Source organism: Candidatus Nitrotoga arctica (assembly GCF_918378365.1).
GTDB classification, from domain to species: domain Bacteria; phylum Pseudomonadota; class Gammaproteobacteria; order Burkholderiales; family Gallionellaceae; genus Nitrotoga; species Nitrotoga arctica.
Genome location: NZ_OU912926.1, coordinates 1,027,888 through 1,048,833, shown reverse-complemented (window position 1 = coordinate 1,048,833; position 20,946 = coordinate 1,027,888). Strand labels below are relative to the sequence as shown.

The 20,946-nt window shown below is 49.5% G+C and carries 16 protein-coding genes; 7 read left to right on the top strand and 9 right to left on the bottom strand.

Going from position 1 to position 20,946, the window contains the following annotated elements; all coding sequences use genetic code 11:
- Positions 1–23: 23 nt before the first annotated feature.
- The 4 genes from MKZ32_RS04795 (at position 24) to MKZ32_RS04785 (ending at position 4,900) form a co-directional block, all read left to right on the top strand.
- Complete coding sequence (locus MKZ32_RS04795) at positions 24–1,064, top strand: TonB-dependent siderophore receptor (protein ID WP_239796214.1); 1,041 nt, start codon at positions 24–26, stop codon at positions 1,062–1,064.
- Between the two features lie 113 nt (positions 1,065–1,177).
- Complete coding sequence (locus MKZ32_RS15405) at positions 1,178–1,876, top strand: PepSY-associated TM helix domain-containing protein (RefSeq protein ID WP_275584252.1); 699 nt, start codon at positions 1,178–1,180, stop codon at positions 1,874–1,876.
- 13 nt (positions 1,877–1,889) lie between these two features.
- Positions 1,890–2,387 carry a PepSY-associated TM helix domain-containing protein gene (locus tag MKZ32_RS15400; protein ID WP_275584251.1) on the top strand — a complete coding sequence of 166 codons (498 nt, stop codon included), beginning with the start codon at positions 1,890–1,892 and terminating at the stop codon, positions 2,385–2,387.
- A gap of 326 nt (positions 2,388–2,713) precedes the next feature.
- On the top strand, positions 2,714–4,900 hold the full coding sequence (locus MKZ32_RS04785) for a carbohydrate binding family 9 domain-containing protein (protein ID WP_239796213.1): 2,187 nt from the start codon (positions 2,714–2,716) through the stop codon (positions 4,898–4,900).
- A gap of 113 nt (positions 4,901–5,013) precedes the next feature.
- On the opposite strand, the gene MKZ32_RS04780 is transcribed toward MKZ32_RS04785, so the two are convergent.
- From MKZ32_RS04780 to MKZ32_RS04740, 9 genes are all read right to left on the bottom strand, one after another.
- A complete protein-coding gene (locus MKZ32_RS04780; RefSeq protein WP_239796212.1) occupies positions 5,014–5,499 on the bottom strand; it encodes a hypothetical protein in 486 nt (161 codons plus the stop codon).
- 223 nt (positions 5,500–5,722) lie between these two features.
- Positions 5,723–6,178 carry a chemotaxis protein CheW gene (locus MKZ32_RS04775; protein WP_239796211.1) on the bottom strand — a complete coding sequence of 152 codons (456 nt, stop codon included), beginning with the start codon at positions 6,176–6,178 and terminating at the stop codon, positions 5,723–5,725.
- The gene (locus MKZ32_RS04770) at positions 6,162–6,611 is read right to left on the bottom strand and encodes a hypothetical protein (protein ID WP_239796210.1); all 450 of its coding nucleotides are present in this window, start codon (positions 6,609–6,611) and stop codon (positions 6,162–6,164) included. The genes MKZ32_RS04775 and MKZ32_RS04770 overlap by 17 nt, the downstream gene beginning before the upstream one ends.
- Positions 6,608–9,637: a hybrid sensor histidine kinase/response regulator gene (locus MKZ32_RS04765; protein ID WP_239796209.1), complete on the bottom strand. Its 3,030-nt coding sequence runs from the start codon at positions 9,635–9,637 to the stop codon at positions 6,608–6,610. The genes MKZ32_RS04770 and MKZ32_RS04765 overlap by 4 nt, the downstream gene beginning before the upstream one ends.
- A 64-nt stretch (positions 9,638–9,701) precedes the next feature.
- Positions 9,702–12,020, bottom strand: a complete 2,319-nt coding sequence (locus tag MKZ32_RS04760; protein WP_239796208.1) for a methyl-accepting chemotaxis protein — start codon at positions 12,018–12,020, stop codon at positions 9,702–9,704.
- A 40-nt stretch (positions 12,021–12,060) separates the two neighbouring features.
- Positions 12,061–12,618 carry a chemotaxis protein CheW gene (locus tag MKZ32_RS04755; RefSeq protein ID WP_239796207.1) on the bottom strand — a complete coding sequence of 186 codons (558 nt, stop codon included), beginning with the start codon at positions 12,616–12,618 and terminating at the stop codon, positions 12,061–12,063.
- A 57-nt stretch (positions 12,619–12,675) separates the two neighbouring features.
- Positions 12,676–13,038, bottom strand: a complete 363-nt coding sequence (locus tag MKZ32_RS04750) for a response regulator (protein ID WP_239796206.1) — start codon at positions 13,036–13,038, stop codon at positions 12,676–12,678.
- A 48-nt stretch (positions 13,039–13,086) separates the two neighbouring features.
- The gene (locus tag MKZ32_RS04745; RefSeq protein WP_239796205.1) at positions 13,087–14,010 is read right to left on the bottom strand and encodes a response regulator; all 924 of its coding nucleotides are present in this window, start codon (positions 14,008–14,010) and stop codon (positions 13,087–13,089) included.
- Between the two features lie 20 nt (positions 14,011–14,030).
- On the bottom strand, positions 14,031–15,797 hold the full coding sequence (locus MKZ32_RS04740) for a protein kinase domain-containing protein (protein WP_239796204.1): 1,767 nt from the start codon (positions 15,795–15,797) through the stop codon (positions 14,031–14,033).
- Between the two features lie 558 nt (positions 15,798–16,355).
- Here MKZ32_RS04740 and MKZ32_RS04735 point away from each other — a divergent pair.
- The 3 genes from MKZ32_RS04735 (at position 16,356) to MKZ32_RS04725 (ending at position 20,854) form a co-directional block, all read left to right on the top strand.
- Positions 16,356–17,180 (top strand): Stp1/IreP family PP2C-type Ser/Thr phosphatase, encoded by an 825-nt coding sequence (locus MKZ32_RS04735; RefSeq protein WP_239796203.1) that lies wholly within the window; start codon positions 16,356–16,358, stop codon positions 17,178–17,180.
- 17 nt (positions 17,181–17,197) lie between these two features.
- Complete coding sequence (locus tag MKZ32_RS04730; protein ID WP_239796202.1) at positions 17,198–17,992, top strand: FHA domain-containing protein; 795 nt, start codon at positions 17,198–17,200, stop codon at positions 17,990–17,992.
- A gap of 426 nt (positions 17,993–18,418) precedes the next feature.
- Positions 18,419–20,854 carry a GspE/PulE family protein gene (locus tag MKZ32_RS04725; protein ID WP_239796201.1) on the top strand — a complete coding sequence of 812 codons (2,436 nt, stop codon included), beginning with the start codon at positions 18,419–18,421 and terminating at the stop codon, positions 20,852–20,854.
- The last annotated feature ends 92 nt before the right edge of the window (positions 20,855–20,946 follow it).

The window sequence follows — 20,946 nt, the reverse complement described above, 5'->3', positions numbered from 1 at the left end:
TAAAGAACGGGTTAAGCAGACACTTGTTTGACACCCAGTTACAGGCTAAGTTACAGACCGGAATGGCGGAGCACGCCGTGCTGTTCGGGATCGACTCCAACCGCTCCGATCTGACTCTCAACGCATTCGCAAGTGCGGTGACCCCTCCACTTAATGTATTTTCCCCTGTATACAATCAGACCATACCCAACCCTGAAATACTGACTGCTGATGGAAAGCAGAGAATCCAGCAGCTTGGTTTCTACCTTCAGGACCAAGTTAAATTTAATCAGCGCTGGATTCTTACTTTGGGTGGGCGTCAGGACAGAGTAAAAACCATTCATAACGATGTCCCTCAGGGCATCGCAGAAACATCGAAACAAAATGCGTTTAGCGGCCGTGCGGGGTTAACCTACCTCATGTCCAATGGCTTGGCACCTTACATAAGCTACGCAGAATCTTTCGTGCCACAGGTCTCTTCCACATTTGACGGTAGACTTCTTGATCCAAGTCGCGGCAGACAATATGAGATTGGGATTAAATATCAACCGGAAAACAGTAACAATCTATATACAGCGGCAGTATTTGACCTGACCAAAACGAATGTTGCAACACCAGATCTGAATCCTGCGCACCTTGTACTTAATCCTTTTGCTAGCATTCAGACTGGTGCAATTCGATCGCGCGGACTGGAACTGGAAGCGAGGACCGAACTTACCCGTAACCTGAATGCTATTGGGGCCTTCACTTACAACGATGTTGAGGTAACTAAGAGCAACGATGTTGATTTAGGTAAAGTTCCACCGCGGGTACCTAAAACAACGGCCTCACTCTGGCTTGACTATAAGCTATCTGGACCAGTTTGGCGGGGATTTGGTTTCGGTAGCGGCGTTCGATATACCGATAGCCGCTTTAACGACTCTACCAATACCTCGTCCTTACCCTCGTTTACTTTGTTTGATGCGGAAGTTCGCTACGAATCAGGCCATTGGCGCTATGCCCTGAATGCCGCGAACCTGTTCAACAAGCAATACACCTCTACAAGAAATACCTTTACCCATTTCCTGGGCACACACAGACTGTGATAGCTAGCGTGAAATCGGTGGTAAATCAAACCCGTTCTCGAAAGGGAAAAATAAAGAGTTTCATAACCTGTTCAGAAATTCTTTAGCCGATCTTTGAATATTAAGGGTGTCCTATGCGCTCAGTTTTCGTTCATCTACATCGCTGGCTCGGCCTGACTATTGCTGGTTTTTTATTCATTTCCGACATTACTGGCGCAATCATCTCCTGGGACCATGAGCTTGACGAATTACTTAATCCACACCTCACCGAGGTGCAAAGTCGGGGACAGGCTATCCCTGCACTGGAAATAGCCAGACGCATTGAGGCCGCCAATCCTCATGCGTGGGTTACTTTCATTCCTTTATTAACACAAAGTGGCGAATCAGCAACCTTTGGTATTTCGCCCCGCGTCAATCCCGATACAGAACAACTATTTGAACTGGGATACAACCAAGTATTCGTCGATCCAATCACAGGAAAGGAGTTGGGCAAACGTGAATGGGGGGCCGTGTCATTATCTCGCGAGAATCTGATATCTTTTCTTTACAAGTTACATTACAGCCTGCATATCCCAGAAACTTGGGGTATAGACAGGTGGGGTATCTGGCTTTTGGGAATCATTGCCATGATTTGGGTGCTCGATTGTTTCTTTGGATTTTACCTAACATTGCCATTGCAGCGGCATCAGCGCTTATCCGAAACGAATGCTCCACTGAATAGAGCCATTCCCCACACTAATTTAAAACCAAAGTTATCGACGCAGAGAACAGAACCCACCTGGTGGGAAAGATGGCTACCTGCATGGCAAGTGTGCTGGAAAAACGGAATATAAGCGCAATTTTGATTTGCATCGTGCAACAAGTTTATGGACTTGGGCGTTGCTATTTATCATGGCCTTTACCGCGTTTTCATTAAACCTGAACCGTGAAGTGTTTTTCCCCGTCATGTCACTCGTATCGAATGTAACCCCCAGCCCCTTCGATCTACGGGTACCGAGAGATAAGCATCACCCGATTATTCCCAAGGTTAATTACGAATCAATAATTGACAAAGCTCACGTAGAGTCCGCGCGTAGAGGCTGGAAAGAACCGGCCGGAAGCATCTTCTACGCGGAAGATTATGGCATCTATGGGGTAGCTTTTTTCTATCCGGGTGATGACCACGGGGCAGCAGGGGTTGGTCCGACAAATCTTTACTTTAATGCTGAAGATGGACGTTATTTAGGTGATAGAAAACCTTGGGAAAGTTCAGTGGCGGATATCTTTATGCAGATGCAATTTCCACTGCATTCTGGTCGAATTCTTGGTCTACCAGGACGCATCCTTATCTCATTATGGGATTAGTCGTAGCTATGCTCTCCGTAACGGGAGTTTACATCTGGTGGAAAAAACGTCGCGGTCGTGCGGTTCTTACTGAACGCACACGTCAGGCACCCAATACGGTGGTCACGTAACCATTATTCAGCCTTACAAAAATCTATGAACGAACAAAGACACCGCTTCAAGTCGGCAGAAATAGGTAAGAACAAACGACGGACATTTTTACAAGTGAATCAAATGTGATTCTGTCCTCGAAGATAGATCACAACCGTTTTTTATCGCAGACCCGACATATTTCAATTACGCAGACGGCAGCTTCATCGCAGCCTATAAATTGTTAGGCAGGGCGCGTGAAGTCGTGTTTATTTATATCGCTGGTTCTGCGCGTCTGGATTGTTCGTACCATGGCCACCGGATTACTATTCGGTTCTCCTCTAGTGTTAGCTGTCACCACTAACCCTACAGCTCCCACTGCGATTCGTACTACATCTATCCCTGTAATCGATGGTGTACTAGATGATCTGGTCTGGAAGCAAGCTCCCCCCATAAGCGACTTCGTGCAGATTCAACCCACTCACGGTGCGGCTCCCACACGCCGTACTGAAATCCAGATGGTTCATGATGGTCGCATACTGTTCGTTGCTATTCGTGCTTATGATACTGCCCCAAAAGAGATCGTCGCACGTCAGATGCTTCGTGATGCCGATGGCATTAAATACGACGATCACGTTGCCCTTGTTTTTGATCCGGAAGGTCGCGGGCGCAACGGTTTCGTTTTTCGTGTCAATGCTAATGGAGCACGGCTTGATAGCCTGGTTTATGACGGTGTGGAAGAACGCAGTGACTGGGATGCTATCTGGAATGCTGAAGCCCATATCGACGATGCCGGATGGAGCGCAGAACTGTTCATTCCATTATCGGCAGTAGGCGCTGCCAATAGCGATGCCCCCTGGAAGTTTAATGCTGAGCGCTGGATCGCTCGTGCTAGTGAAAAAGTACGCTTATATGGAATTTCAGCAGATAAACACCTCACCTCTCTGGGCGACGCCAAAGATCTGAATGGTATTAAGCCCGATTCGACTGGTCTCGGAGTGCGCATAAAACCATCAATACGGCTAAATGCTAACAGTTTTGGAGCGACTAATATTAAGAATCAATTTGATTTGGAACCCGGGTTGGAGGTATTTTATCAAGGGCGCCGTAACCTCTCTGCATCATTCGCTTATAACCTGAATTTTGGTGAGGCGGAGGCGGATGATCGCATTGTCAACCTTACTCGCTTTCCCCTCTTTCGACCAGAAAGACGTGAGTTTTTCTTAAGAGACTCAGGCCGTTTTAGCTTTGGCGGTTTATCAGAAACAGCAATACCCTTCTTTTCTCGTCGAATTGGTATTAACTCACAAGGCATGGTTTCGAATCTGGATTTCGGCGCAAAAGTTGCCGGTACTGTGGCAGGCCTGGACTTCGGAATTCTCGGCACGCGCGTAGAAAAAGGCGAAGCAGAACGAGCGGCCCAAGTAGGGGGCATGCGGGTGACAGGTGCGTTAGCTGAAAAAACTCGAATGGGTATGATCGCCACGCAAGGCAATCCTGAAGGCACAAGCGGCAGCTACCTTGTAGGCTCGGATTTTCAATACCGCAATACAAATCTTCCTGGTGACCGCACCCTGGATGCCTTTGCCTGGGCGCAAAAATCCGGTAATCCCGGGTTGGGCACTGGTCGAGCATTTGGTGGCAGTATCAATTATCCGAATATCGGATTATCCGGCAATGCAAACTGGCAATACATTGACGCAGGCTTTCTGCCCGCGTTAGGCTTTATAACCGAATCTGGTGTAAATCGTACTGGAGGCGAAATCGGCTGGTGGACACGCACAAAAAAAGGGGGGGATATTATCCCGGCGCTAGATTGGCAAACTCGCAATAAACTCGATGGAACAGAAAGCTCAGTGCTACTCAATCCAGAGATCTATATTGCAAATGCGGCCGAAGATTTCATCTTTCCTGAGTTTTTCATACAGACTGATCGGCTAGCCGCACCATTTCACGTACTGCCAGGCGTTGTTATCCCGGCTGGAAACTATCGCTGGAACTACTTCTCACTTGAGGCTGGTTCATCGCCGTCTCGACCTCTTTCAATTACAGCCTACGCTCGGATTGGGGGTTACTATGACGGCCGACGTAATGATCAATCTATTAGCACAATTTGGAACGTCAATAAACACTGGGGACTACGTAGTGGTTTGGAGCGTAGTGACATCGACTTACCAACAGGAAGCTTCGTTGTACACACTGCAAAGATACGACTAGATCATGCCGCATCGAATCGGCTTTCGGAAAGCTTAACATTTCAATGGGATAATGTATCCGAACAACTTGGAGCCATCGCTCGCGTGCATTGGATAATTGTGCCCGGACGCGAGGTCTTTCTTGCGGCCAATTACTTAGCAGCAACGAGTGACGCTGCTGATGAGCCCGTACAAATGCAATCGCAGACATCAGTAACGCTTAAATTAGTATGGAATTGGGAACGATAATCAGCCGGACGCGGATGTATTTTTTGCGATATCCAGCCTCATACATACACAATCTTAAAAAAGATAAGGCAGGGCGGAGAGCCTTGCCTTATCTTACGCAGACCTGCTAAATATTACTTGGTAGCTTTTTCTTCAATCTTGGCTTTTTCTTTCGTGGCCGTGGCTTCGGCGCCAGCCTTCGCTTTGGTAGCTTTGGCTTCGGCTCCAGCCGCTTTTTTCGCTGCCTTGGCTTCGGCTACAGCCTTTTCCATTGTCGCTTTCGCCTCAACGATTGCTGCATCTCTGGCGGCTTTCGCATCCTTCACGCAGGTATCCTGTTCGGCAGATGGCTTCTTCTTGCAATCCGCACTTGCTGTTTTGTAGGTTGCTTTGGCATTCTTTTTGGCGTGCTTGTAGTCTGCCTTGGCGTCCGACTTTTTCTCGGTTGCATCGGCTGTCTTCTTGGTTTCCTTGGCTTCGGCCTTGGCGTCCTTTTTCATTTCTGTCGCTTCGGCTTTCTCGGCTTTAACTTCAGCTTTGGTGATGTCTGCCGCGGCGACGTTTAAGCTCATTGAGGCTGCAAAAAATGAAGCGATTAGTACTGATAACAATTTGCTCATGACAGATATCCCTAGAAATGATGCGTGAAAAAATATGACCTAGTCTTACTGTAACTAATAACGCACGCTGATCAATCCAGTTGACATAATCGCCCTCGCCTACAGGTCGGCAGCTTGCTTGCAGAGGTATGAACAGTGCAGCAGAGATTTGTACACCGCAGGATTTGTTTCGGTACTCGAATGCAAATGCGACGATGATTTGTATAAGTAATAAAAAATTTGATTAAGGGATCAACTGCAGGCGTTGCTCAAACAGGGCGTCCAGATTCAGAATGGGAACGTTTTCGTCTACCAACTGGAAACAGGAATGGGCGATAGATGGCCATGCAGACGAATCTTGTGGTAGCAGACACGCTGCATCGTCTCCGACGCTCATCATGCGAAAATAGGTAGATAGCCCTAGAGCGCCCCATCGCTGCTCGCCGTTTGATCGGGCAAAATAGGTGACGACCAGCGCAAGACTAACTTTTTCCAGAGAGCGTTGGCCGATGAGTGATGCCAGTTCCACGAATGGAATGGCGCGGTCTTGCCAAATACAAAGCGAATGGCAGTAGTCTGGGGCCAGCGGTACATTTACAAGCCTTGGCGACATGACGAGTTCGGCGACTTCGTGCAGACCGATTGCTGCGTGGCGGCCGCTTGTGAATTCGAACAAAACGGCGTTATGTTGTGCAGTCATGCCTGCTCTCCGAGGAGTGGATGTGACGCCACAGGGCACCGATATCGCAACAGAATGCGATGCGCTCTTCGACCTGTACGTAAGCTTTGATCGGCGATTCGGAGGTACTCATGCATACGGGTAAAGAATGTAGTTTTGGATCTTGAATGAGGAGTGACTGTACCGAGTCCACAGTAATGCCGAAGCGCTGCTCATGTGCTTGTAGTACGACAATGTAGCGACACCGTGTATCGATTTTGTTCGCCACGATTAAATGGGCAGTTAGCGAATGGACTTCACATGCATTCTCTTCAATGATCTCGCTCGCTTTTATTTCATCATCGCCGTCCCGTAACGTGACCATGTTTTCGAGGGAGATGATTGCGTGTTGGTCGATGAGCAGATTCAGGCCGTCAAAACAGATCAACGCGTACCCGGCTGTCGCGGCGTTCATTGCACTCCGCCGATCGCACTGTGGATGTGCCCGAGAAGGTCGGTGTCGGTGTAGGGTTTGGTCATGTATACGCTAACGCCTGCGAGCTCGGCCTGTTTACGATGTTTATCCATGGAGCGCGAGGTGATCATGATCACCGGCAACTCGCGGGTGTCGGGGCGTGCGCGCAAGTGCGAGGTGAATTCGAGCCCGTTCATGTTAGGCATTTCAAGATCAGTGAGTATCACTCCGGGTGTAAAATTCTTCAGGAGCGTGATTGCTTCTAATCCATCTTTCGCTGCTTTCACGTTATATCCTGCGTCGCTTACGAGTTGCACTAGCGATTTGCGCACGCTAAGGGAATCATCCACAACGAGAATGCCACGTCGCGCCGACGTTACCGGGTCATCTGAAGTGATGGAGGGTGCGGTTTCTATCAGTTGTGGCATGGGAAGACGCAGCAATTCGGCTAAATCGAGCAGCGGCGCGACTGTGCCATCACCCAGGATCGCGATACCGCCCACGCCATTAATTTTCTTTACATACCGGCCTGGATCTTTGAGGATCAGGTCACGACCGTCAACGATGCGGTCAACCAGTACCGCATGAATATCAAGGTCGACGTGCACAAGCAATACGGACTTCGAATTCATGATTTCTGATGTCATTACGCCGCTGTCATAACCGATCAGTGCACTCAGGGCCTTTACCGGATAAGTGCGTTTTTGATAGCGAAGGTTTATTTCGCTGCCGATTGATACGAATTCCCCTGCGGCAGGCGGTAACGCTTGGTCCAGCGCGTAGCTTGGCACCGCAAAAATTTGGTCGGAAGATTCTATTAGTAATGCGTGCTGAGCGACGAGCGACGCCTGGAAGCGAAGTAGGAACTCGCAGCCTTTCCCGAACTCGGATCGTACTTCGACCATTCCCTTCATAACAAGAAGCCGGTCGCGTACTACATCGAGCCCTACACCCCGTCCCGATATTTCATTTGTGCGTTCTCGTGTTGAAAAGCCAGGAAGTAGAATGAAGCGTGACAATTCTTCTTCGGAGACATCCTGACCGGCCTGCATCAGGCCGCGCTCGATCGCCTTGTGTCGGATTGCGCTGTAGTCGAGCCCGTGCCCGTCGTCCCGGCAACGCACAGTGACCGTCTGGCCGCGCCGCGAGAAAACAAGATGGATGGTGGACACTTCTGGCTTTTCGGCACGCGTACGTTCATCGGGTGTCTCAATGCCGTGATCGATGGCGTTTCGCAGTATATGCAGCAGCGGATCGACGAGGTTGTTCAGCATATCCCCGTCAATCAGGATATCTTCCCCTTCGATTATCAGCTTTGCTTTTTTTCCTGTTTGCTGCGAAGTCTGGCGAATGTTGCGGTGCAGGCGAGGAGCGAGGCTTCCTACTGGGCTCATACGAGTGGTCATGGCCATGTACTGAAGTTCGCGCTGTACTCGCTGCGTTTGCTGAAGTACGGCGCCCATCTGTGCCACGTCTTCCTCAATGCGCCGACTGAACTCCCGTGTGTCAGCCGCTTCTTCTGTCAGCGCGCGAGTGTTGCTTTGAAGCTCGGTGTACTGTTCCATTTCCAGTGCATCAAATATTTGATCACCGTGAGATGTTCGTGTGTCGCGCAGGTTCGCGAGGCCGCGGATGTCAACCAGGTTCTCAAGATCAAAAATACGTTGCTGTACTTTGAGACTTTGACGTAATAAACCGTTAGTGCGTTGTTGAGTCTGCTTCACTTGCTCGGTAAGTTGCCCAATTTTTACAGATAGCTCACCAGTGAGACGAAAAAGTTCGTCCATCGTTGTAACCGGGACACGTATTGTTGGAGCGACAGGTACCTGGTTAGTCACATTACTGGGCAAAGAAGCTTCTTCTTCCTTGACGGTTTCAGTGAGTACCCGGGGCATTTCGTTGCGATGGGCAGTTTCAATCAAAACCGGAAGCGTCGTATTGAGATCTACATTTTCAGCCTGGATCAGGGGTGTCGTGTCGAGATCGGTGATTTCTGTTTCAATCGCAAACGTTGCATCAAGGGCCGTGATTTCAGTGGATACTAGGCATGATGCTTCGAGTCCGGCAAGCGCAAGCGGGGCGGCATCAATTTCATCCTCAATATTTCCTGAGTGAATCCGGCTCGCCCAATCTAGAACAGATTGCAGTATTTCCTTCGCCTGAGTCTGTGTAGGGGCATCCTCGATACCGAGCAGTGAGCCTATCATTTGTTCCAGGCACGCTGCCGCGTCGAGCAGTGCATTGGTAAGCGCCAACGGTGGGCGTGTCCGGTTCTGCTCGAACCATTCGAGGATGTCTTCTGTGTGGTGTCCGAGCGTCGCAATGCCCCGGATGCCGACGATGTTTGCCGAACCCTTCAACGAATGCGCAATGCGCTTCGCTGCGGCCATATCCTCGTCCGTGGCTTCGCCGTCCACAATATTGCGGATGTAGGCGGAAAGTTCGGCGGCCTGCGTTGGTGCTTCTTGCAGCAGCGCCTCGTACACGCCTCGATCCACGTCGGACGGTAGGGCAAGAGAGATATCTTCATCAGTCGCCACGCGCGGACGTTCAAGTTCTTCGGCCTCTGCTTCGGCACGTAAATACGCCGCTAACACGGGTTCGGCGGTGAGTTCGATAATGAGTTCAAGGTTGTGCTCGGCATCCACGGGTGCCGGACAGGAGGGCTGGGAAAAGTGTTCTGCCAAGTGCTCAGCGGATTCGAAGTTGGTAATGTCAGCAAGGTAAGCGAGCACAAGATCCGGCCAGATATCGAAGAAGGCTTGTGCCGCGCTGCGTTCTTCCGCTTTAATCCCTACAATGACCACCAGGCACTCCTGTACCTGAGCGCAACAGGACTCCAAGCCGCGCAGTCCGAGCATTCCGCAAGTTGATGCCGTGCGTTCAATCTGACTTACATATAGATCGAGTGCGTCGCCGAATGCGAGATCCTCTGGGGCAACCGAACAGATCGTTGCGATCCAACCGGCAAGGTCGGCGCGCACCTCTTCGATTTCGGTTCGTAGCGCTTCGATGAAATCACTCATTTGCATTGTCTATCATCCTCAGGTCGAAGCACGGCGGCACCATTGTGCCGCCGTCATTGCAGGCTTAAACAACCGCTTGGAGCTTGGGCATGGCGCTCGTACGCTCTGGCATGATCGACAAACCAAGCGTTTGTGCGCTCGGTAACTTGAATACGCCCACCGTTCTCACCAATTGCTCGGCGGATCTGGAGAGCAGGTTGGTTTCGGCCGTCTGGGTTGTGATCTGTTCTCCGGTCTTCTCCGCACTACGGCCAATATCTTCAACTCTGTTTTGCAGAATTTCTGCGCTCTTGATTTGCACCTCCAAGCTGACGGCAATTTGCAGCACTAACTCAACCAAATTATCGGTTGCCTTCTGTGTTTCTGCCATTTGAACGCCGGCTTTTTCAGCGAACTCGGTTCCTTGTACTACTTGAGAGATCGTTTTGTTCACTGTATTGATAGTGTCGTTCGTCTCGATTTGAATGTTATTTACCAACGTGCCAATTTGCGCGGTAGCGTTACGAGAGGATTCGGCAAGGCGTTGTACTTCTTCGGCCACCACTGCGAAACCGCGGCCTGCATCGCCTGCGACTGCGGCCTGTACGCTCGCGTTCAACGCAAGTACATGTGTGCGCTCCGCGATTGTATTGATCAAATTCACGATACCGCTGATTTCCTGCGAACGTTCGCCAAGACGCTTAATTCGTTTCTCGGTTTCGGCAATCATTTCACGGATTGAGTTCATGCCCTTCATTGTTCCAGTTACGGCATTAAGCGCAGAGAAAGTTGAACGGGTCGCATCGCCGGATGCAATGTGGGATTTTGCGGTGAGCTGTGCCACATTGTTCATGGCTTCAGTTGAAGTGGCGAGCTCGCGGATCATTTCTTCGACGCCTTTTCGTTCCACTGCAGCTGTCGCTTGCACTTGATCTGCCTGCCCTTTCAATTTGACCGAGGAATTTTCCACCTGGCCGGCGATTTGCATCACCCGATAAAGCACTTTGCTCGTCTCTTCCGTGTGCTGATTTACGGCATCAGACACCGTACCTACGATGTCTTGCGTGACAGGCGCCTTGACCGTGAGATTTTTTTCCGAGAGCTTCTGCATTGTTTGCAGGAGCGAGATCACCGAGTCATTGAGTGCCTCGGTTTCCGCCTCAGCCTTGCGTTGCGCAGCCATACGTTCTTCGAGCAGCTGATTAACCGTCCGTCCCAAATCGCCGACTTCATCCTTCGCCTCGATCGAGCCTAGCGCTGTGTTATCTCCGCCACGCACTTTTTCGACTGATAGCTGTAATAAACGTACTGTGTCGGTGACATTTCGTGTAATCAGCAAGGCGAGAAACGCTGCGAATATAATAAAGGCAAGTACCACGCCCGACAGTGTTAATGAACGTTTGAGCAGGTTTGCAACCTTGAGCTGCAACTCGTCGTTCAGCGCCACCATCGCGATATCAATTAATTTGAATTGATCGTTGATACTGGCAGTGAATTGCTTGACATACTCTGCAGAACTGAACTGAAGCCGCTGCGCATTGCTGATTTCTGCGGCGGCCAGACCGGCAAGGTGCTTGATTTGTTCTTCAGCGACTTGATCTTTGCCTGCAATCTTGTTCTTAATTCGCGCTTCCTCGATCTGTGCTTTACCTAACTGATTAGTCGCTTGATTGGTTCTGGCGGTCAAGGCCGAGATTAAAGTTGCCATCGTCGCGCGGTCGGTCAAGGTAAGTGTTTCTTTGTCTAGTTCGGTACCGGATTGCTGAGCGATGACTAAGTGCTCGGCTTCCGCGAGCCGGGCGGCTCCAAACGCCCGCACCTGCCCTAATGTCTCAGCGACTTGCGGTAGATCTGCCAGTGTGGCCTGGATCAGGAAGTGCGTCGCAGCATCTGATTCGAATGAGAGCTTGTAATGATCCATCAAAAGATCAAGCAGGGTCAGTTCGGTAGCGACTAGTGCAGAGTGGTCAGCAAATGATTTACGCGCGTCTGCGCGTTGACTCGCGGTCTCGGTCGCGATTCGTGTCCAATCGGTTTTTACTTTGTCCCATGCCTCGGCCTGTTTGGCATTGTTGGTATCTTTCATGTAGGGGTCGAAGGTGCTGATCGCCCGGGCAACCTCCGTTTCCTTAGCGGCGCGATCTGCAGCTATGGAGGCATTTCCGCCGATGAAGGCGGCGGCCAAGCCGCGATGCTGTTGGGTATTCTGGATTACCTTAAGTAGCTTTGCTGCGGGGTCAATTCCGCTAGCCTCGAGCTTGGCGGTCTGAATGGCGGCGGTGGTCTGCGTCAAGAACAGATAGGCAGGCACTCCGGCAGCGGGTAGCGCGACGGCGCCCAGGAGCAAGAACTTCTGCCACAGCTTCATCCGGGTAAGGAAGGTAATTTTCAGCCTGCTTTTCATTTTGTTTCTCCAGTCGGGTCGTAAGTTGGGGGCAGGTGCGTCAGCCTGAAATTTTGCGCGCCATCATTTCGAAGAAGCGGACGTGATCGAGCTCCAGCCACACCTGTTCTTCTTCTGCATAAGCGTTCGATATGTAGTCGCGGATTGACTCTGGGAACGCGGGAAACGAGGTTCGATTCGAGGTACCGAAACGCTTGCGGTTCGGAATACCGTTAACCACGATAGCTGCGATCGCATCACCGCGGCCCAGCACGAGGAGCATTGTTTTCGATTTCGTGTTGCATGCTCCGCCGACGAGCGACGCTAAATCAAACACTGGCACAAGATTGCCATGAAGGTTCACGAGACCAAGCAACCAGCGGCCAGTGTTCGGAAGGCGAAAAACAGGCGGCATTTCTGAAATTTCGTTTACTTGCGCGTGTGGAACCAGAAACTTAATGTTCGCGACTTCAAAACCTATCCATTCCTGAGCTGCGGCGAGTGGGGCTCCGTACCGTCGAGGGAGTCCGATGGTCATGAGTGCCCCTGCCGTGCGTGCCGGGTGCAATGCCACGCTCGGCGCTAGCAGCGAATCAGCAGAGTTGATTTCGTTTTGCATGGCTGTCTGTTACAGAATGGATCAGCAAGAAGGCATTCAAACGTGGCAACGGGGTCGTCATAACGTATTGATGAGTCTGACGATATCATCGGATGTATAGGGTTTAACGACATATCCGCTACCTCCCTGCATTTGCCCCCACATCTTGTCTGCTTTCTGGTCCTTGCTGGTTACAAATACGACCGGAATGTCCTTGGTCGCGGGATCTTTTTTTAAAGCGCGGGTAGCGGCAAAGCCATCCATGTCCGGCATGTTTACATCCATGAAAATCAGGTCCGGTTTCTCGGATTTGGTCATCTCGATCGCTTCCTTACCATTGGCGGCGGTGACGACAAAGCGGCCTGTGCCGATTACGATTGTTTGAATATTGACAAGATCAGTATACGAATCATCGACGCAAAGAACTTTCTTGATTGTCATGGTTGCTTCTCCTTGTAATGGGATTGAGTAAAATATAATGCGGTCGGGTCAGGCATTCGTTGGCAGGTACTTGCTGATTACTTCGAAAAGGCGGTTTTCGTTGACCGGTTTTGTGAGGTAAGTATCGCAGCCAGACATAGTGGCTCGAATCTTGTCGAAAGTTGAATCTTTACTTGAAAGCATCACCACCGCAGTTTTTGCGGCACCTTTCTTAGACTTGATAAGTTTGCAAACCTGATAGCCATTGATTCCTGGCATCACGACATCGAGAAAGACACAGGTGTAGTGTTTGGTGCCGGTGAGTCCAACTGCCTGCTCCCCTGTTTCGGCGTAATCGACATTGAAACCAAATGGCGCGAGCTTGACGCGCATGAATTCACGCACAGTCATATTGTCGTCGCAGACTAGAACCCAGTTAAATGGGCGATCCGGCGGGTACGCGGGCGCGGTGTTATCTGTCAGACTGTGATTTTCTGAAACTAACTTTCGCACTGCTGTATCTGATATTTTTGGTGGGGCTATCGAGGGCACCGATGATCGCAGGGCTGGTATTGCAATCATCGGTTGGGTTTTTTCGTAGGGGGTGGCTATACGAATTGCGGGCTCTGGTTTGGGTGCTTGGCTGGGTGTGTTAATCCCTACTGCGAGATCGAATGCTTTGAACAGCTTCGTCCATTGCAATGGTCGTGATAAAGTTGTGCCCGCAATACCGTGATCGGTGTCGCCAATCAGGATGGCAGGCCGGGTGTTCATGGCATTTTTTTGACGAAAATCCGCTATCGCACTTGCGTCTTCAGCATCAACGAGAAAAACGTCCGGCGCTGAACCCATCGTTGAATCCACCGTCGGCATAAACTCAACAAATTTAGGCGCGCGGCGCGCGGATAAACTGAAAATGCTCTTCAAGATAATCCGTTCGGTCTGGCTAAAGCCGTGGACATCTATGGTGTATTGGGATTTCGCCGGGGACATGGTGGTAAATGCTTCCATCATCATAGATTTCCGATCAAGCCGGAGGAAATGACGTACTCGACGACTGCGTCGGCGCTTTCAAAGCGTGCCGCGGCCGATTTAGCCATCATGCGATTCAGGATGGGTTGAAAGCGCTCGAGACCCACGGGCAATATGGGTACCGGGAGATTTACGTGTTGGTAAAGAATCGCCTGCACTGAGCTTCCCTTGTAAGGCGGCCGTCCCGTCAACATTTCGTAAAACATGGCTCCCATGCTGTACAGGTCCGTCCGCTCATCGACAGGTAGACCCAACGCCTGCTCGGGCGCAAGATATGACGGTGAACCCATAATTTCACCAGGGCGGGTAGGTAGCCTGGTTACGTCGGAATGCTCGGCAATTCCGAAATCGGCGAGTGCGAGTGAACCGTCCCTGCGAATCATCACATTGTCGGGTTTCATATCGCAATGAATGATGCCCAATGCGTGGATCGCGGAGAGTCCGCCCATTATCTGTAGCAACGAGGCGATTGCAACTTGCGGTGTGGGATGTTCTGAGATAAGACACCGTAAATCCCCGCCGGGAAAAAACTCCATTGAAATATAAGCGTGGGTTGAAGTGAAACCCTGTTGATAGATGCGCGCAACGTTAGGATGATCAATCTGTGAGATAAGTGCGAACTCATGCAAAAAACGCTGCAATGTATCGTCGTTGTCAATGTCGATCGCTGTCGTCGGAACAAGTTTTAGTACTTGCTGGGTATGTGTAATGAGATTTTCTGCGAGAAAAACCTCAGACATTCCACCCTGTCCCAGCTTGCGCAGTAAGCGATAGCCTTCCAGTTCGATTGGTTGATCTTGAGGAATCGTTTCAAGCGTGCTTCCGGCGCCCGAATAATGGTTTTGCATCGAGTCGGTCTGCTCTCGTGCCAATTCGAATATTGCCGTATTTACAGCTACAGATAGACCTAGCTTCTCATAGAAAGCGCTATCATTGTAGGAGCTTGCAGTACGGGGGTTAAGTCCTATGACCTCTATGGCTTGAATTTGTACCGTTTTCCCCTTCATGGCTACCGTACTGCCACGACCGAGCTGAAAACGGCCTCCGGCTATACTTGCGCAGGAGTGGCTCGTCGCTATGCTCCAACCAAGAACCTTGGTCATCGTTTGCAGGCGAGCAGCGATGTTTACCGTATCGCCGATTATGGTGGTTTCGATTACGGAGCCACCACCCATCTTGCATATCATCACTTCGCCCGAATGTATGCCGATACCGACTGCGAACTGCGGAAACTTCCGTTCTGGGAAGCGCTGTGCGATCCAATCACGGAAGGAATCGGCGGCGAGCACTATCAGGAGTGCCACTTTAAGTGCACGCTCGGCGTGATCATCTGATTGTTCTGCCCTTGGCTCAAACATTGCTACCATTCCATCGCCGAGGAATCTTACAACCCATCCACACTGCTGACGGACTGGCTCATACGCTCGTTCAAAGAATGTATTCAAAAATTCAATTACTTCCCCGGCATGAAGTTGATCGGCGAACATAGTAAAGTTACGAATATCAACGAAGAGCACGGAACCATTGACCGTGCTCTGGGCCGCAGGAATTACAACACTGCTGCTTGGTAGCTCACCACAGCGCAGTTTGGTATTGGTGCACTCATTAGTTTGGTATAACAACGAATTATCGCGGGGCGGAGCATATTCGGTGATATCTCCAGCTATTAACTTGTGCATGATTTCAGCCTGCTTCAGATGCCCGGAAACAGGCAATGTGATACGGCTTATCTCTGATGATGTAATCATTTGTCCACACCGAAATATAAAATTCTGTGGATAGAGAAAAGCTCAAAATTTTTGATAACTGGATTCATGGCTTGCATTTTTAAGCTTGGATGATCAGGCAATACCGCTTCGATTCGACTTATGCACGCAAGGCACAATTAGCCGCTGCTATTTAAAATAGCGGATAACTTTTGGAAAACTTTAGCTCAACTTTGTATTTTTTACGCTCTATGTGATTCGCAGTAGATAACCTTCGATAAGGGCAAGATGAACAACAAAAAATAGTCAGTTAAAAATCCATTCGTCTTAAGCCTGTTGACAGATGAGCGGATTTACTTTTTCTACGAGAGGTGAAAGTTGATTATCGACTCTGGTTTCACATAGCGCTTTTTTCTATTTTATTTGTTGGGTGTGCAGTAACATGCTGCCATGTTTACTCTGCGTAAAGGTTCGTCAATATTCCAATTCACCACTGGTACGCGGGTGCTGTAAAAAATGTTACGCTAAGAAAGTGGTAATTTAAAAAACTTAGAGTTTTGAATGTATAGAGATGTCTTAATTGTATAGAGATGCCCGAATATGGATATTGAACAGGCGCTAGAAATCGTTAGTGTGACTCACCCGGGTGTTGCGCGCTCGCACAACGAAGATAGCGTGGCTTATGACGCGTCGTGTGGGTTAGTGGTGCTGGCGGATGGTATGGGTGGGCACAATGCTGGTGAAATTGCTAGCGGCATTACAGTTTCGCTGATAACGACCGAAATAAAGCATAGCTTGGAAAGCATGCGCCCTGAAGACAGGGGGAAAGGCGGTGAAGATGTTGGCGTGGAACTGTTACGCGAAAAAGTGCGAAAAGCCAATACCTCTATCTACCATTCGTCACAAAGCCAGCCGCAATATGCTGGCATGGGCACCACAGTGGTGGCCGGGCTGTTTTACGATAACCGTTTAGCAGTTGCTCACGTCGGCGATTCGCGGATGTACCGACTGCGCGGTGAAATATTTGAGCCTATCACTCGTGATCATTCACTGTTGCAGGAGCAAATCGACAGAGGCTTGCTAAGTCAAAAAGATGCGCGACTATCCAAAAACAAAAATCTGATTACGCGCGCGGTTGGAGTTGACCCAGCAGTCGAGGCGGAGATTCAAGTTCATGCGGTGCAAGTGGGCGATATTTATTTAATATGCTCGGACGGTTTGAACGATATGGTCGAAGACAATGAGATCAGAGCTACGTTGCACATGCTGCGAGCCAATCTAAAGTTGGTAGCGAAACAGTTGATTGAAATGGCAAACGATAATGGCGGGCGGGATAATGTATCTGTAATACTTATTAAGGTTAACGGTGAGTTTGCCGTGCAGCGTGGCTGGCTCGCAAAAATACTGTCCTGGTTCAAGAATTAAATACGGGGATTGATGATATGGCGGCGAAACTGATACTAAGCATGAATGGTGGGGTGTTGCAGGAATATGTTCTGGACAAGGAGCGCATGACGATAGGGCGCAAGCCGCACAATGAGATCGTTATTGATAATCTTGCTGTTAGCGGCGAGCACGCTGCGATAGTGACCATACTGAATGATTCCTTTTTGGAAGATTTGGATAGCACTAATGGAACCTTAGTAAATGGCGCGGCAATTAAGAAGCATTTTTTGCAAAGTAATGACGTAATTGAAATTGGTAAATATAAACTCAAGTATGTGAATGATCAGAAAAGCCAATCTACTGCGGCAGATTTCGAGAAGACAATGGTATTTCGTGCGTCTTCCCGTATTGCATCCACCCCCCCGGTGAAAGCTGATCCGTATGAAATGTCAGGGAAATTAAAGCCTAAAGAGCAGCCTCCATTAACACCCGCGGAGAGAGTACCTGAATTGCGACAGGCTGAGGTTGCCATACCATCGGAGCCTGCTCTTGTAACCCCCGTCCAAAAAGCACCTGATTTGCAGCAAGCAATGGGTGTAATACAGATACTGACCGGACCTAATGCGGGAAAAGAACTTGAGTTAGTGAAGAATCTGACTACTGTAGGAAAATCCGGCTTGCAGGTCGTCGTATTTACGCGTCGTCCGCGTGGTTATTTCATCACCTATGTGGAAGGGGCAAGCTACCCCAATCTTAATGGTAAGCCGCTGGACGACCAACCGTGTCAGCTTAATGAGCACGACATTATTGAGTTAGCGGGGATCAAAATGGAGTTCTATCTCAAAATTTGAGGGCTTCTGTGAGTGAGTTTTACGCAGTAGATCGAAACCGCCTTCTTCAATTCAAAAAAGAATTGGCGCTGCGTGTCGGGCCATGCAAAAAATCAGCGAATGCCTGCATGGATTCACACCGGTGATATTTGCAGAACGGTCAAGCGTTCAACTTCTATCTCCGCAGAAACCATAAATAAAGTTGCATAGTTTCCCATCCGAAATATCATATTTGTGATGCTGGCCGTGTTTTTTTGTTGCTAGGTAGTATTTTTTTGTGGGACGTAAATAATGACACGGCACCTTAAATAGGGGTGACATAACCCGTCTTTGTTTCAAAATCGCATGGAGAACTTTCGCTAAATGCCGCTGTCTTGATAGCAAGCAATAATGTTATGCAATCTCACCATACGGCAAGCCACATTTGGAGTGATCAGGGAGAAGTGGATGGATAGCGCACCAACAATACAGCGAGAACGACGGGCCAATGCCAGCCAGATTGAGGCGCAACTGGTGTTCACGAAGAATCTTAATCAAGTCATAAGTAACATTCATGATCACGTCATAAGCAAGATTAATACTGCATACAATTTCGACGAAATTATGCTGGGAGTTAGCAAAGATATATGTACGATATTCAATGCTGATCGCCTCACCATTTATTCACTGGATAAAGACAAGGCCACGCTGATTTCAAAAATAAAGACCGGGGCTAACTCATTCAAGGATCTCAAATTACGCGTTACTGAGCAGAGTCTTGTTGGGTATGTCGCGCTACAAAAAAAAGTACTTAACATCACGGATGTATACGACGAAAAAGAGCTAGCTTCGCATAGTACCAACCTACGCTTTTTGCAAGACGTAGATAAGCGCACTGGCTATCGTACCAAGCAAGCTCTTGTGGTGCCCATACTCGATCCAGATAGCAAGGATTTGGCCGGTGTCATCCAGGTTCTCAATAATAAGGCCGACCAGCCTTTTTCGAGAATGCTAGTAGATGGGATATTAGAGCTAGCACAGAATTTGGCAGTGGCGCTGCGCCAGAGTCAGCAGCAACCTGCTGCTAAAACCAAGTACGATCATTTGGTTTATGACGCGGTGTTATCTGCTGACGAATTGGATTTGGCCGTATCCACAGCGCGGCGCAAAAATGTTGACATCGAGGATGAGTTGCTCGACGAATTTCAGGTTAAACCGGCCGCTCTTGGTAAAGCGCTTGCACTCTTCTTCGGCGTGCCCTATGAACCATTCAACCCTGATCGCACCAAACCGTCCGAATTACTCAAAAATCTGAAACGGGAATATGTCGAAAGCAGCCAATGGGTGCCGATAGATGAGGTTAAGGAAGGCTTGGTAATCCTTACCACCGATCCAGAGTGGATCCAAACCTCACGCGTGGTGAACAACGTTTTTTCCAGGAGCCGACTGGTTTATCGGGTTTGTTCGCAGCGCGAATTCAATGCAACCCTCAACTTGTTCTTTGGCGGAGGCGGAAGTGGCGCTGGTGGCATGTCCGGTAGCTTGGAAATGGACGGTACCTCAATGGATGAGATGCTTACCGCCATGGGAGGGGATGAAGTAGAGCTTGATGAGATTAACCAAGAGGAAGTCAGTGCGGCGGCAGACAATGAACTAGTCAAGCTGGTTAACAAGATCATCATGGATGCCCACAGAATGGGCGCTTCCGACATTCATGTTGAACCCGCACCGGGCAAGGGCAAGACCGTGATTCGCTTGCGCAAGGATGGTTCGCTGCTACCTTATATCGAAGTGCCATCATCTTTCCGGAGTGCGCTGGTTACGCGTATCAAAATCATGTGCGACCTTGATATTTCGGAGAAGCGCAAACCGCAGGACGGCAAGATCAAGTTCAATAAATATGGGCCTCTGGATATTGAACTGCGCGTTGCCACCATTCCTTCTCAGGGCGGCATGGAAGACATCGTGATGCGTATTTTGGCCACTGGCGAGCCGATAAAACTTAATGAGCTGGGGCTGTCGGCACGAAACCTTGAAACCCTGAAAGCGGTAATCAGCAAACCTTACGGCCTGTTTTTTGTATGCGGCCCAACTGGATCCGGCAAAACGACTACTTTGCATTCCGTACTTGGCCACATTAACAAGCCTGAGACCAAAATCTGGACAGCCGAAGACCCGGTAGAAATTACACAGAAGGGCCTGCGTCAGGTGCAAATCAACAAGAAGGCCGGTATGGATTTCGCCACCATCATGAGAGCCTTTTTGCGCGCTGACCCGGACGTGATTATGGTAGGTGAAATGCGCGACAAGGAAACGGTTTCCATCGGCATAGAAGCCTCTCTTACCGGCCATTTGGTGTTCGCCACCCTGCACACTAACAGCGCGCCGGAATCCGTCGTGCGATTATTGGATATGGGTATGGATCCATTTAATTTTTCCGATGCCCTGTTAGGTGTTTTGGCGCAGCGTTTGGCCAAACGTTTATGCAAGAAATGCAAAAAATCGCATACCGCCACTCAAGATGAACTCAAATCATTGCTTGCTGAATATGCAACAGAGCTTATGAACTGCGCTCCCTGGAAACAGGATACCAATGCTGCTTACAAGGCACTGTACGCCGAATGGGTCAAGCTGTTTGCGGATGAAATGGGGAGATTCACGTTGTATGAACCGGTAGGCTGTGAATATTGCTCCGGCACAGGTTATCGCGGACGGGTAGGTTTACATGAGTTGATGGTGGGCACTGATCTGATAAAAAAGAACATTCAGGAACACGCTCGCGTCGCGGAAATGTTTGCTAACGCTCTCAATGACGGCATGCGCACCCTGAAGCAAGATGGCATTGAAAAGGTATTATCCGGCATCACCGACATGCATCAGGTGCGTGTCGTCTGCATGAAGTAATACCCGCACACACAGAAGAAATAAATCCGTTTGTCCTGAACTTGTCGAAGGATGAACGGATTTACTTTTTTCAATCTCTCTCAGAAGAAGTA